Origin of the sequence: Lederbergia citrea (assembly GCF_018343525.1) — a bacterium.
In the GTDB taxonomy this organism is placed as follows: domain Bacteria; phylum Bacillota; class Bacilli; order Bacillales; family Bacillaceae_C; genus Lederbergia; species Lederbergia citrea.
Window position 1 is genome coordinate 621587 of sequence record NZ_JAGYPH010000002.1, and the last position, 15363, is coordinate 636949.

11 protein-coding genes are annotated in these 15363 nt (G+C 37.0%); 6 read left to right on the forward strand and 5 right to left on the reverse strand.

All coding sequences use genetic code 11. The annotated features are described in order from the left end of the window. The first annotated feature begins 1 nt into the window (after position 1). From KHA88_RS12060 to KHA88_RS12085, 6 genes are all read left to right on the forward strand, one after another. Complete coding sequence (locus KHA88_RS12060; RefSeq protein WP_213122047.1) at positions 2–2071, forward strand: alginate lyase family protein; 2070 nt, start codon at positions 2–4, stop codon at positions 2069–2071. A 14-nt stretch (positions 2072–2085) separates the two neighbouring features. Then, positions 2086–3318 (forward strand): glycosyltransferase family 4 protein, encoded by a 1233-nt coding sequence (locus KHA88_RS21340; protein ID WP_213122048.1) that lies wholly within the window; start codon positions 2086–2088, stop codon positions 3316–3318. Next, a complete protein-coding gene (locus KHA88_RS12070) occupies positions 3315–4601 on the forward strand; it encodes a nucleotide sugar dehydrogenase (protein WP_213122049.1) in 1287 nt (428 codons plus the stop codon). Before KHA88_RS21340 ends, KHA88_RS12070 begins: the two co-directional genes overlap by 4 nt. Positions 4602–4907: 306 nt before the next feature. Beyond that, a complete protein-coding gene (locus tag KHA88_RS12075; RefSeq protein ID WP_213122050.1) occupies positions 4908–5510 on the forward strand; it encodes a sugar transferase in 603 nt (200 codons plus the stop codon). Continuing rightward, entirely contained in the window at positions 5510–6136 is a 627-nt protein-coding gene (locus tag KHA88_RS12080; protein ID WP_213122051.1) for an acetyltransferase, read from the forward strand. Before KHA88_RS12075 ends, KHA88_RS12080 begins: the two co-directional genes overlap by 1 nt. A gap of 18 nt (positions 6137–6154) precedes the next feature. After that, entirely contained in the window at positions 6155–7315 is a 1161-nt protein-coding gene (locus KHA88_RS12085; protein WP_213122052.1) for a DegT/DnrJ/EryC1/StrS family aminotransferase, read from the forward strand. Positions 7316–7713: 398 nt separating this feature from the next. Here KHA88_RS12085 and KHA88_RS12090 read toward each other — a convergent pair whose 3' ends face one another. The 5 genes from KHA88_RS12090 to KHA88_RS12110 all read right to left on the reverse strand — a co-directional run bounded on the left by KHA88_RS12090 (position 7714) and on the right by KHA88_RS12110 (position 15228). Further along, complete coding sequence (locus KHA88_RS12090) at positions 7714–7962, reverse strand: hypothetical protein (RefSeq protein WP_213122053.1); 249 nt, start codon at positions 7960–7962, stop codon at positions 7714–7716. Between the two features lie 126 nt (positions 7963–8088). Beyond that, positions 8089–9279 carry a replicative DNA helicase gene (gene dnaB / locus KHA88_RS12095; protein ID WP_249313081.1) on the reverse strand — a complete coding sequence of 397 codons (1191 nt, stop codon included), beginning with the start codon at positions 9277–9279 and terminating at the stop codon, positions 8089–8091. Between the two features lie 107 nt (positions 9280–9386). Continuing rightward, positions 9387–9731 (reverse strand): replicative helicase loader/inhibitor, encoded by a 345-nt coding sequence (locus KHA88_RS12100; protein ID WP_213122054.1) that lies wholly within the window; start codon positions 9729–9731, stop codon positions 9387–9389. Beyond that, positions 9724–10467, reverse strand: a complete 744-nt coding sequence (locus tag KHA88_RS12105; protein ID WP_213122055.1) for a conserved phage C-terminal domain-containing protein — start codon at positions 10465–10467, stop codon at positions 9724–9726. The genes KHA88_RS12100 and KHA88_RS12105 overlap by 8 nt, the downstream gene beginning before the upstream one ends. Before the next feature lie 492 nt (positions 10468–10959). Then, positions 10960–15228, reverse strand: a complete 4269-nt coding sequence (locus KHA88_RS12110; protein WP_213122056.1) for a S8 family serine peptidase — start codon at positions 15226–15228, stop codon at positions 10960–10962. Positions 15229–15363 lie beyond the last annotated feature (135 nt).

Here is a 15363-nt window from a genome sequence, read left to right on the forward strand (position 1 = left end):
ATTGAGAGACAACCTAGAAATTATTCGTAATATGGGCCTTGGCTGGACAGCTTTTCGCCTGAAATATGAGATTGAAAAAAAGCTTGGGAAATTGCAAAAGCAGTTCCCAGCTTTTTTATATGAGGATTTTGATTTACATTCTCGAATAAATAGTAATGAAAGTATTCTTCAATTGTTGAAAGAGTCTAGAAAATGCTATTTCTTTAACAACATCTCTAATGCTTATAAGCAAATGACGAACGTCTTTCAAACAGAAAAAGCAATTGCAGAAGCGGATGAAATTTGTAATGGAACATTTCGTTATTTTAGCTGTCGTACGTTTCAATATGATGAACTGAATTGGCATTATAACCCAGATACAAAAAAGACAGCACCTACTGATAAACATTGGTCAATCATTGCAGATTTGGGCAGTGATTTTGGAGATATAAAATGGATATGGGAGCTTTCAAGGTTTTCATTTGTCTACCCACTTGTTCGTGCATACGCAGCAGTTGGGGATGATAAGTATGTAGAAACATTTTGGTCCTATTTTGAGGATTTTATTAAAAAAAATCCACCTGAACTTGGTCCTAACTATAAATGTGGTCAGGAAATGTCGTTTCGATTAATGGCATGGACATTCGGTTTATTCGCTTTCCTTGAACATCCAGCTTCATCAAAAGAGCGGCTAGAGTTAATGATGAAAGCAATTTACCATCATGCTGATCATGTAGATAAACATATTGAATTTGCACTCAAATCCGTGAAAAACAACCATTCAATCTCTGAAAGCGTAGGTATTTATACTGTAGGCATTTTATTTCCCTTTTTTGATAAAGCGAACAGATGGATGAAAAGAGGGAAAAAATTTATTCAATCAGAGGCGATGTGGCAAATATATGAAGATGGCTCATATATTCAGCATTCTATGAATTATCAGCGCTTAGTGATACAAGATTTAACTTGGGCAGTTCGACTTGGCCAAATTAACAACGATCTATTCGATGAAGCGTTTCTAAATCGTTTCAGCCAAACTGTTAGATTTATGTACCAACACCAAGAACTAACAACCGGCAAAATGCCGAATTATGGCATGAATGATGGAGCTTATATTCATCCATTAACTTCTTGTGAATATTTAGATCATCGTCCGGCTCTTCAAGCTGCTTGGTATATTCTTAACAATGAATTACTTTATAAAAATATGGATGTTAATGAAATTGCTTATTGGTTGATAGGTAGCGAATGTACGAATGCTAAAATCTCTAGTATTAAACAAAAATCTCAAGATTACAGTAAAGGTGGGTACTATTTATTACGTAATGATAATAGTTTTGGAATGATTCGGTGTACCTCTTACAAACATAGACCTGCACAAGCCGATATGCTCCATTTTGATTTGTGGTATAAACAAAAGAATATTTTGGCTGATGCAGGTACATTTTCTTATAATACAGACATGGATCATATTCTTTATTTTAATGGTACATCTTCGCATAATACAATCATGGCAAATAATAAGGACCAGATGAAAAAGGCATCCAGGTTTATATGGTTAAACTGGACCAAATCAAAAATGCTTCGATTTAATCATAAAGAGTTTCAAGTCTTTGAAGGTGAACATTATGGATACGGCGGAGTGACGCATAGACGAGGGATTATACAATATGGTTCCTATTGGGTTGTAATAGATGATTTATTTGGGAGGATTGACAATGATTCTGTTTCATTAAGCTGGTTATTCGGTATTCAAAATGTTGAGCAGCTTAATCAAAATGAATTGATAATTGGAATAGAGGGGGAACATCTGAAAGTAAAAACTTACTCAACACAATCTTATACTGCTAATTTATACAAAGGCTCATTAAAGCCTTTAAGAGGTTGGCGTTCTCTTTACTATGGGAATAAAGAGATTTATCCTCAACTTGTTATTGAAAGTATAATTAAGGAACCCACCCGTTTTATTACAATTATTGGACCCGATAGAGAAAATATTTATCCATCAATAGCGGATGGAAAGTTAATTATCGATTCAAGCGAAATAAATATAAATGATATTGGTAATACCCAAATCTTTAATTTGAAATAAAGGATGACTTATTAGTGAAAATATTAGTTCTTCATCAATACTTCTTAGGGAAGGATGATCCAGGTGGCTCCCGTTTTAATCAGTTTGTGAAGTACTGGGAAGATATGGGTCATGAGATTATAGTTGTTGCTGGGACGGTTCATTATATATCCGGTCAAAAGGAAGATAAATATAAAGGTAAATGGATTGTAAAAGAAAAGTATTCTGAGAAAACAACAGTGCTTCGGACATATGTTTCTGAAGCGTACAACAAATCATTTGTTGGAAGGTTGTGGGGATACTTCTCTTTTACTATCTCGTCGTTGTCAGCAATTCTTTTAAAGGTTAAGAAACATGACGTGATAATTGTAACATCACCACCGTTATTTGTAGGAATTACTGGTATTCTTACTAAGTTATTTAAAAGAATGCCTATGGTTTTTGAAATAAGGGATCTGTGGCCTGAGTCTGCAATAGATACAGGTGTATTAAATAACAAGTTGATTATTAAAATGGCTTATCTAGTAGAAAAGCTATCATATAAATATGCTGATAAAATTAATGTATTAACTCCTGCATTTAAACAAACATTAATAGAGAAAAAGGGAATTCGAGAAGAAAAAATTATTTTTATACCAAATGGTGCAGATTTAGATATCTTTAAACCAGGAATAAAACATAATTGGGTACGAGAGAAATATAATTTGCAAGATAAATTTATTATTACATACATGGGAGCCCATGGTGTAGCAAACGAATTGGATTCCCTCCTAGATGTAGCGAAAGAATGCAAAGACTATAAAGATATAACTTTTATGCTTATTGGCGATGGGATGCAAAAAAAGGCTCTTGTTCAAAGAGCTACTGAAGAAGGATTAGATAATGTATTATTTATTGACTCACAGCCCAAAAAGATGATTCCTGATTTTTGTAATGCTTCAGATGTGTGTACCGCAGTACTCAAAAAGGTGGAAACATTTAAAACGGTATACCCAAATAAGGTTTTTGATTATATGTCTTGTGCAAAGCCCATTCTATTAGGAATAGATGGAGTCGCCCGTAAATTAGTAGAGGAAAGCAGAAGCGGCTATTACGTCGATCCTGAAAATCCTATTGAATTTAAGAAAAAAATCTTGGAATTATACCAAAATCAACAACTTCAAAAACAACTTGGAGAAAACGGACTTGCTTATGTTCAAGAAAACTTTAGTCGTGAAAATTTAGCAAAAAAATATGCGAATGAAATTAAAAAGGTGGCAAAAAAATGAGTAAGGAAATATGTATCATTGGCCTAGGATATATTGGTTTACCAACCGCAGCGATGTTTGCAAAAGCAGGATGGAAAGTAACTGGTGTTGATGTTAATCTTGTTGCAGTAGATAAATTGAATAAAGGCGAAATTCATATCGAAGAAGTTGGCTTAGGCGATTTAGTGAAGGACGTGGTAAATAATGGGAATCTAAAGGCCCAAACGTCGCCATCTAAAGCTGATTGTTTTATCATCGCTGTTCCTACGCCTCATAATGAAGACAACACTGCAAATTTAACCTATGTCATAGAAGCTACTAGAGCGATACTTCCATTTTTAAGAGAAGGAAACAAAGTCATCGTTGAGTCCACTATCCCTCCAAGAACAATTAATGATGTGGTTGCACCATTATTGTTAGAGGCTGGTTGGGATCCTGGAGAAGATATTTACTTAGCACATTGTCCGGAACGCGTTCTACCTGGCCGTATTTTGATTGAACTTGTAGAAAATACGCGAATTGTTGGTGGAGTGAATGAAATCTCGGCTCAGAAAGCGGCAGAAGTATATAGAAGCTTTGTTACTGGGGAGATTCTCACTACAAGTGCCCTCAGTGCAGAAATGTCGAAACTGATGGAAAACACATATCGGGATGTAAATATAGCATTGGCGAATGAACTTGTTAAAATCTCTGAGAAACTTAGTGTTGACGCACTAGAAGTAATACAGCTTGCAAACTATCACCCACGGGTAAATTTGCATCAGCCTGGCCCAGGGGTAGGTGGACATTGTTTAGCTGTAGATCCTTATTTTATTATTGAAAAAGCGCCTAAAGAATCCGAATTAATAGCAAATGCACGAAAAATCAATAATTCTATGCCTAAATTTGTTACTGATTTAGTAAATGAATTACTTCCAAATAATGCTTCAAAAATTGCTGTATTAGGCTTAACATATAAAGGAAATATTGACGACGTTCGAGAGAGCCCAGCTATGGAAGTATTGGGCATACTTCAAAAAGAAGGTTATAAGCTTGGAATTTATGATCCTCATGTTCAACAAAATCAAGTTAATTTTTACTTATCAACTTTTAAAGAAGCCGTAAAAGATGCTGAGTGTATCTTGGTGCTTACTGATCACAATGAATTTAAACAATTAGATGAAGTAGTAATTTTGAATTTGATGAAAAGTCCGTCTATTTTAGATATGAAAAATTGTGTGAAAGTTGATAGCCCGGAAATAAAATATATTAATTTTGGTAACTTGGTAGAATTAAAGAAGGAAAAAGTTCTTTCTTTGACTTAAAACAAAGTAAATCATACGAATATAGTTGAAATATTAAAATATAGACGACTCTAGGTAGTATTTTGAAGAGAGAATTCATATAAGCGAAGGGTAATTTTTGTATATTTATCCGCATGGCCTAAAAGAGGGGAATATTCGAATTTTTAATAAGTGAAGCTTTGATCGTAAGAAAAGAAAATTAATCTGATTTACTCTTATTGGGGCTATTAGATTCTCTATAAATAAGTATACAAAATGACGCATAATAGTTTAATAGTTTAGGTACAGAATTAATGTGAAGGAAAATGGGGAAAATAGGTGCTTTTAATGAAAAGATTCTTTGATATTACTTGTTCTTTTTTAGGGATTTTATTGTTGTCTCCAATTATTCTCGTTACGGTAATTATTATTCGACAAAAATTAGGTGCACCTGTTATATTCAAACAACAGCGTCCTGGTTTGTATGGCAAGCCATTTTTTGTTTATAAATTCCGCACAATGACAGATGAGCGGGATGATATGGGGAACTTGCTGCCAGACCATTTACGGTTAACTCGTTTTGGACAGATACTTAGAAAATTAAGTTTGGATGAATTACCTCAATTGTTTAATGTGTTAAAAGGTGATATCAGTTTAGTTGGACCTAGGCCTCTTCTGATGGACTATTTAGAACTTTATACTACAGAGCAAGCACGTCGCCACGAGGTAAGACCGGGTATTACAGGATGGGCACAAGTGAATGGTCGAAATGCAATATCTTGGGAAGATAAGTTTAAATTGGACGTATGGTATGTAGATAATCAATCTTTTTTATTAGACATTAAGATTTTGTTTATGACAGTTATCAAAGTTTTTAAGTCTGAAGGGATAAGCCAAACAGGCCATGTTACAGTTAATAAATTTACTGGATCGATAGGTGGGGATCGGTAATGAGACCGATTGTTGTTGTTGGTGAAGGCGGTCATAGTAAAGTAGTACAAGATATTATATCAGCTGAAGGTATTTACCGTGTTACAGGTATATTGGATGATAAATACAAAGGTACTTTTGAAAAAGATAAAATTATTTATGGGCCTGTTTCTTATGCAGAGAAACTAATTAAATCTAAAGCATTTTTTATTATTGCCATAGGTAATAACCATATAAGGAAGGAAATTGCAGAGCGTCTCCGTGATCTAAAAGCTAGATTTGCTTCTGTTATTCATCCTTCTGCTATTATAAGTCCTTCTGTTTCCATTGGCTTCGGGACTGCAGTAATGGCCAATAGCGTGATAAATGCGGACACCGTTGTCGGAAGTCATGCCATCATTAATACTTCTGCTGTCGTAGAGCACGACAATGTTATTGGGAATTATGTGCATATTTCTCCTGGTGCAATATTGACTGGTGATGTCCAAGTTGATGAAGGGTCTCAAATTGGTGCTGGTTCAACGATTATACCAGGGAAAACTATTGGTGAATGGTCTATGATCGCAGCAGGAGCCACAGTCATAAATAATATACCAGCTGGAATGACAGCGGTGGGTGTTCCCGCCAAAATAGTTGAGAAGGAATAAATTTAGAGAGGTGTTAGTATGTCCCAGCAAGAAAGAATTTTCCTTTCCTCACCTCATATGAGTGGAAATGAACAGAAATATATTAATGATGCATTTGATACTAACTGGATTGCTCCACTTGGACCGAATGTTGATGGATTTGAAAGAGAGTTGGCTGATTACGTTGGTGTACGTGATGCAGCAGCAGTTAGTTCTGGAACAGCCGCTATCCATTTGGCATTACGACTTTTAGATGTCCAAGCAGGAGATAAGGTGTTTTGTTCATCACTGACATTTGTGGCAAGTGCAAATCCAATTTTGTATCAGGGTGCTGAACCTGTGTTTATCGATTCTGAACCAGATACTTGGAATATTTCTCCTAATGCCCTAGAACGTGCGCTGGTTGATGCTGAACGGAACCATCGTTTACCTAAGGCAGTTATTATTGTCAATTTATATGGTCAAAGCGCAAAGATGGACGAGTTGGTGGCGATTTGTGATCGGTATAATGTACCAATTATAGAAGATGCTGCAGAATCACTCGGGGCAACTTATAAAGGCAAAAAAAGTGGTACATTCGGAAAGTTTGGTGTGTACTCATTTAACGGAAATAAAATTATTACAACATCTGGCGGTGGAATGCTTGTATCAAATGATGTAGAAGCTTTGAAAAAAGCCCGGTTTTTAGCTACACAGGCACGTGATCTTGCTCCACATTACCAGCACAGTGAAATAGGTTACAATTATCGAATGAGCAATATCTTAGCTGGGATTGGTCGTGCGCAGCTCGAGGTACTGGATGAACGTGTTGCTGCTAGAAGAGCAGTTTATAATAGGTATGTAGTAGCATTTGGAGATATTGATGGAATAACTTTTATGCCAGAGTTGAAAGGGACATATCACAATCGCTGGTTGACAACACTGATAATTGATAGGGACAAACTTGGTGTAACGCCAATGCAAGTAATCGAATCCCTTTCTAAAGAAAATATAGAGGCACGTCCTGTATGGAAGCCGCTCCATCTTCAGCCGTTATTTGAGAGTGTGAAATATTATTCGCACGAATCGAACAGAAGTATTTCTGATGAATTATTTGTAAGTGGGATTTGTCTGCCTTCAGGATCTAACATGACTGAAGAGCAGCAAAACCGTGTTATTCAGAATATTATAAAGTTGTTGAATCAAAGAATGGCAGTCTAATATTAAAAACTGCCCATAGTTCATCATTAAGGGAGTGGATTCAGATAAGGGATTTAGAGGTACATCAGGATCTATTAAAGCAGGTAATGCAAATGGCATATGAAAAGAGTTACACAGAAAATATATCATTACATGAAATGCTGGACGAATTGACAAAGTTGCTAGAGCCAATGCTGAAAACTTAACTTATTGATGAATTTATGGACTTATGAAGAGCTAAACTGTGGCGCCCGAATCCTAAGAAAGATTGGGCGCCTTTTGCAATTGGTCAACGCTTACGAATTAAGCTTTAGATTATGGAAAATAATTAGCCCAACCATGTATTATTGGATTATTTAAAGAAGCCGCTAGTTCACAATAAAAGCGATTAATCATAAATGATCAATGGCTTGTTCGGATTATGAATCTCTGTTTCTATCTTTAATTGTAAGAAATCCCATTGATTTTGTATTATCGACATCCTCCGCCGTTGGGTAGCGTTCTAATACTTCTCTTAAAGTTCCCTGGTCTTTTAAAATGATCGGAGGTTGGCATCTTTGATGTGTAATCGTATTGATGAAGTCGACATAAACTAAATCCCTTCCTCGTAAATATGTATTGCAATGTATGCACCGGATTTTACCGATAAGTTCTTTGTTTTTTATCAATTTCTCTCCTCCTTTATACCAATTATACACTAATGAAAGAATTTTTCGAATACTCTATGCAAATAAAACTGTTTAAAGGTGCCCATGAAGTAGGTTGAGAGGCAAATATACATAATTTCACGTAGGTCATAAGACCAAATCCAGGAACTTCCCATATTCTTTCTCAAAGGAAAGCTTAATTGTTCCAATTGGACCGTTCCGTTGCTTCGCGAGAATGATTTCCACGATATTTTGCTCCTTGGTTTGCATGTGGTAGTAGTCGTCCCGATAAAGGAATGCAATTACATCTGCATCTTGTTCAATTTGTCCGCTTTCTCGTAAATCAGATAGCATCGGCCGTTTGTCTTCTCGGGTTTCCACACCGCGGCTTAGCTGAGAAAGTGCAATCACTACTATATTTAATTCCCTTGCCATCGTTTTTAACATTCGACTGATTTCACTAATTTCCATTTGTCGATTCCCCCTGTGCTTTTGATCGCCGGTGATTAGTTGTAAATAGTCAATGACGACAAGTATACTTTTCTCATTTCCATATTCCCTCCGCAGTTTCCTCATTTTTGACCAAATATAGAACATATCCATACCTGACTTGTCGAAAATATGAAGGCGCGCTTTGGACAACATTCCCATCGCATGCGAAAACTTCTTCCTGTCCTCATCCAAAAAGTTTCTTCGCGGATTTCTCATTTTCATAGAGCTTATATTCCCCATTACACTTGAAGCCCTTTTCAGCAGCTGCATTTTTGACATTTCCATTGAAAAAATAATAGAGATATCATGTTTTGCCGTTTGGAGGGCAATATTTAAAGCAAAAGCGGTTTTTCCGACGCTCGGTCTTGCTCCAACGACGATGAGGTCGGACTTTTGAAAACCCCCTGTTAATCGGTCAAGGCTCCAGAAGCCAGAAGGAATTCCTGTGATCTCACCATGATCTTTTCCGGAATCTTCATAGAGATCTACTAAACTGGAGGAAATCTCACCAAGACCATCGTCATCCTGATCATCTTCTAGGTTCATCAAATCATGAATGCCTTCTTTTAATACGGTTGAAAAGTCTTGGTCATAGGTTTCGTTTTGAATCCTATTTGCAACCATCAAGGCTTTTCGCTTTTTGTAATATTCTTTAACGATATTTTGATAATAGCTAAAATTCTCAGCCGTTGGCACACTGCATGCAATGTCAGTTATATAACTGATGCCGCCAATATTCTCAAGATTATGTAGACCGATTTCTTCAACAACCGAAATAACGTCAATTGGTTTTTCCTGCTCATCAAGACGTTTCATTGCTTTTAAAATAAACTGCAGCCTTTTCATTTACAGCTGTTCCGGAAGTAAGGTACATTCCTTCAAAAGCCTTTCATTTAGAAAAATAGAACCAATCAACGCTTCCTCTGCTTCCTGATTAAATAGCTTATTTTCTATCATTGAGCCTTACCCCGTTCGATGCCTAGTATTTCCCTCATCTTCCGGAGCTCAGCTTGTACAACCTCTTCCCTGGCTGGTTTCCGCCTATGTGTAACGATATACGTTGTTTCTTCTACATTTGGAATAGCCCGTGCACACGTTTCTGGTTTTCGTACCAAATCAGAAATCTTTGGCGGATAGGGAGAGGCGGCCACATGTGTGATTAGGTTATTCTTTAGTTGATCAATGTGGTGTTCCTTTATTACCTGGTGCCATGAATCTACCTTTTTCTGATCGAAATCAAACTGTTCATAGTAGACAGTTATTAAAGCAAGTAGGGTAAAGGTTTCACGTTTAGTCATCTAAATCAAAATCCTCCTCTCGCATCTGTTTTTTATCTGGTTTCTGGTTTAAATACGACTCAAACTTCGTTCCAAACAATGTCTCAGGGCGCAAATATTTATTCCAGTGCGCGTCTCTAAGCCACTCATCTGTCTTCAAGTCTATGACTTTTTCAAAATCAGCTAATGTAAAACCTTCCTTCCAGCGTGCACGGATTAAATCTCTCGTTTTCTTTGTGCTTGGTCTGTATGTGGCATTTGTTTTTTCATTCAAGTATTGAATCACTTCGGAAAAAGGGATATTATCATTTTCTGTCGTAGTCTCTGTAGTAATCTCTGGTATTGGTGGTGCCAACTGTGACACTTGCTTGGGGCAATCTGGGTCATTGAAGCGGCCATTCTGGGTACCGGTCTGCTCATACGGAGTATCTCCTTCTAATTCAGCGAGCTTTACATAAGCGATGGTGTACCACTTTGTCTGATCCAACTTGGATTGATTAAAATTGGCAGAGATAAGATAACCTTGCTTCTCCAATGATTTGATCGTTCTCTTAACCGTACTCTCCGACCAAAACGGAAGCTGCTTCTGCCAATCCTTATACGTGTTATAAATCCACTTCCGACCCCCTTTCACATGCGAACTCGTCTCGAGCCAATAATGAATTTGCTGCAGCATAACCGCCTCATTCACCCCCAGCTTTACTGCCAACGATGGAATAATCATCACTGGATATTCCTTGATCAATAACTTACTCATCCGTCTGCCCCCTAGCTTAAGATTCTCGAAAACATTCGAACCGGCTGTTTTGTATCCATGCATTGGTTCACTGCTTTCACTATTGATATATTGGGAAGGGGCGGAAAAGGGCACCTTGGTAAGGAAAAATATTGGTTTGCATTTTTGTCGTCGTTTAAAAATCGATAAGGGGGCTGATTTTCTAATGTTTAAAACTTACTAGAACACGTTCAAAAGAAGTTTTTTGAAGCGAATTTGCCAGGAAATATCATAAATCTTTTCTGCGATTTTTTAGTTCTATATATAGGGATATGATAAATGAAAAAGCAACTGAATATTGTGATGGCGGTTGGTTGTCACTCTTCTTTCCGTAAGGAAAGGAGGTAAAATCATGGAAACATTTCTTGCAATATTCGTGAAATTTTGAAGGGGATAGCGCAAAGTGGCTGCACATGTTTTTCGGATAAACGTAATAGATCAAAAGAAAACCACCCCGAAGGGTGGTTATGATTTCTATTTTCTTTTTTGACCCGAACGCTCTGATATTGGTCCGTTCCTATTTGTCTTTGTATCTCCGATAGCTTGAACTGTAACGGTGTAAGCTCCGGGAGTTTTCATCCTGGAAGCAAAGTTATATTTACGAACATTTGCAGCAACTCGCTGTGTATGAAATAAAGAGTTACCCCGATATAATTTAAGTTCATATTTTGATGTATTGGCAACAGCACTCCATTTAATAACATCGCCGTCCCAAGTTGGTTTTGGAACACGATTTAGAGTAACTTTCTGATTAGAACGTATAGATATTGCTCCATTTCGATAGGTGATATTATCTCCGATAGCTTGAACAGTAACGGTGTAAGCTCCAGGAGTTTTCATCTTGGAAGCAAAGTTATATTGGCGAACATTTGCAGCCACTCGCTGCGTATGAACTAAAGAGTTACCCCGATATAATTTAAGTTCATACTTTGATGTATTGGCAACAGCACTCCATTTAATAACGTCGCCGTTCCAAGTCGGTTTTGAAACACGATTTAAAGTAACTTTCTGATTAGAACGTATAGATACTGCTCCATTTCGATAGGTGATATTATCTCCGATAGATTGAACAGTAACGGTGTAAGCTCCAGGAGTTTTCATCTTGGCAGCAAAGTTATATTTGAGAACATTTGCAGCCACTCGCTGCGTATGAACTAAAGAGTTACCCCGATATAATTTAAGTTCATATTTTGATGTATTGGCAACAGCACTCCATTTAATAATATCGCCGTTCCAAGTCGGTTTTTGAACTTTTGCCAGTGAGATTATTTTCCGATTAACATCAGAAGGGCTGGAAATGGCACCATCACGATAATTAGTCGTATCTCCAATAGCTTGAATGGTAACTGTATAGGCTCCAGGATTCGTCATAAGGGAAGTAAAGTCATACTGACGAACACTATTCGCAACCCTTTGTGTTTTGATTAATGTCGTTCCTCTGAATAATTTGAGTTCAAACTGTGAAGCATTGGCCACTTCATTCCATTGAATCATATTGCCATTCCAAGTTGGTTTTTGAACTTTTGCCAGTGAGATTATTTTCCGATTAACATCAGAAGGGCTGGAAATGGCACCATCACGATAATTTGCCGAATCCCCAATAGCTTGAATGGTAACTGTATAGGCTCCGGGATTCGTCATAAGGGAAGTGAAGTCATACTGACGATCACTATTCGCAACCCTTTGTGTTTTGATTAATGTTGTTCCTCTGAATAACTTGAGTTCAAACAGTGAAGCATTGGCCACTTCATTCCATTGAATCATATTGCCATTCCAGTTTGGTTTTTGGACTTTTGCCAGTGTAATTATTTTTTGATTAACATCAGAAGGGCTGGAAACGGCACCATCACGATAATTTGTCGAATCCCCAATCGCTTGAACAGAAACTGTATAGGCTCCGGGATTCGTCATAAGGGAAGTAAAGTCATACTGACGCACACTGTTCGTAACTCTTTGTGTTTTGATTAATGTCGTTCCTCTGTGTAATTTGAGTTCATACTGTGAAGCATTGGCCACTTCATTCCATTGAATCATATTGCCATTCCAGTTTGGTTTTTGGACTTTTGCCAGTGTAATTATTTTTTGATTAACATCAGAAGGGCTGGAAACGGCACCATCACGATAATTAGTCGTATCTCCAATAGCTTGAATGGTAACTGTATAGGCTCCGGGATTCGTCATAAGGGAAGCAAAGTCATACTGACGCACACTGTTCGCAACCCTTTGTGTTTTGATTAATGTCGTTCCTCTGTATAATTTGAGTTCATATTGTGAAACATTGGCCACATCATTCCATTGAATCATATTGCCATTCCAGTTTGGTTTTTGGACTTTTGCCAGTGTAATTATTTTTTGATTAACATCAGAAGGGCTGGAAACGGCACCATCACGATAATTAGTCGAATCCCCAATAGCTTGAACGGTAACCGTATAGGCTCCGGGATTCGTCATAAGGGAAGTGAAGTCATACTGACGCACACTGTTCGCAACCCTTTGTGTTTTGATTAATGTCGTTCCTCTGTATAATTTGAGTTCATACTGTGAAGCATTGGCTACTCCATTCCATTGAATAACATTCCCATTCCAGATTGGTTTTTGGACTTGTGTAAGAAAAGGAATTGTTTTAATTCCAGTGACCATTACATCATCAATATAGAACCCCGAATAAGTATACGAATAGTCCGCATCTAAACCAAATCGAACCTTAAAGTTTGGTACGGCATAAGAACTGTCTATATCTATCTTCTGGTTTTCCCAATCCTGATTGATTGCCCCATGATTACGATAGACAGAATCCCAGGTCCGACCGCCATCTTTACTTACTTCAACAGTAATGAAATCCCAATATGTTTCTGTTTCCACAAATTGCATCCAGCTTAGAATAATAGGAGAAAGGACATCACTTAAATTAATGCTAGGTGAAGTAATATAACTTTTTTCATTATTGTTATAGTTTCCGCTTAAATTAGTAGCCCAGACTTTGGTTCCCGAATAAGCCGAACCGGGACCTGAAGTAGGCGTTCCCCACTGCCATGATGAATTGACACCAGATACAGTAAAGCTCCCATTATTTCTTTCGAAGTTTTCAAAATAAACGATCCCTTTTCTATTCTCATTAGATGGCGGGGAAAGTTGTCCGTCCTGATAATTTGTATTATTCCCAATCGCTTGAACCGTTACGAAATATATACCATGGCTTGTCATTTTGGACGCTAAGTTAACTTGGCGAACACTGGAGCTAACCCGCTGGGTATGAACCGTTGTTGATCCTTTATATAAGTTGAGTTCATACTGTGAAGCGTTTGGAACACCTGTCCATTGAATAGTATCACCGTTCCAAGTCGGCTTTTGAACTTGACCCAGTGTCGGTAAATTTGGTCTCATCCAGGAAAAATTCAACCTGGGTGTTGTTATGTTGTTTGCCGAATCTCTTACATTTACTCCATTTTGCTTCATATATGAAACAATTTGATCTACTGTGGAGCTTGGGTATTTTTGCTTTACAAGTGTAAAACCGCCTGCTACCTGTGGTGTAGCCATGGACGTACCAGACATAGAACCATATCTGCCGCCAGGTAAAGAGGAATACACGGGATAACCTGGCGCTAATAAATCTAGGAAACTGGCACTATTTGAAAAATAGGCCACATTATCACTATTATTAGTAGCTCCAACACTGATCACAGAAGAGATACATGCCGGAGCACTAATTGAACTTTTATAGGAATCATTTCCCGATGCTGCAATTGTAGCAATACCTGCACTTTTTAGGTTATCTACAATACTTTTTATACTAGAGTATGAATAATCACAAGCAGAAAAAAAACTTCCTCCACCTAAGCTTAAATTAATCGCGGAAATATCATATTGGTCTCTTAATAAATAAACTTGTTCTAACCCATTTAATAAATCTGAAAAAGTACCGCTACCACTATCCGCTAATACTTTAATAGCAATAATTTTGGCGTTCTTTGCAACTCCTGAAAACAGTGATCCATTACCAGTCGCTATTCCTGCCACATGTGTTCCATGCCCATCCGTATCAACTGCTGCACCTGACCCGGTTGATTCTGAGTATCCTGAACAAAGCCATCTAGAACTAAAACATGCCTCATAGACGACCTTATTTTGTAAAAAGGGGTGGCTTTTATCTACACCTGTATCAAGGATGGCAACTGTCTTTCCTTGGCCGGTAAATCCTGACGACCATGCTTTTTCTGTATCCATGACACTGTTTGTTTGATATAGTTGCGGGCTCAATTCATTTACATCTTTATTAGCCTCTTCATTTATATTACTCTTTGATATGATCTTATCTTCGATAATATTTTTTACTTTTTTGTTTTCCTTTAATGCCTTAAGCCCTTCAGAGTCCACTTCTAATGCCATATATGGAATTGTTTTGAAATTGGAAATGTTTTTAGCGGCATTTGAGCCTTTTTTATGCAAACCTTCTATAATAGTTTCTTGTGCTTTTTTTATCTTGTTTTTTTGTGAATTTTTTTGGCTTTTTGATATTAGGCCTTCTGGAGTAAATTGTTCATCTATTTGAACTATTACTCTAACAGTTCTACTTTTACTTTTAGCTAATTTTTGTTCTAAATTATCTTGTAGTTTTAAAGGCTTACTAGCCTCTTCCTTACTATTATCATTAATACTAGCTTGTACATTGATTTGCATTTCAAGTAATAATAAGCAAAGTATAAAGACAAAAATAAAAAGTTTTTTGATATTTTTTTGCATTCTAAATTTCCTTTCTCTTATTTACTATTAAAAATAAAAAAGTATTATTTCTAAGTCACTAGATTCTGGTGATGACAATTTTGCCCTATTCTAATTTCACCTCTGGATCTTAGGGAGCTTTTAAGCTCTCATCCA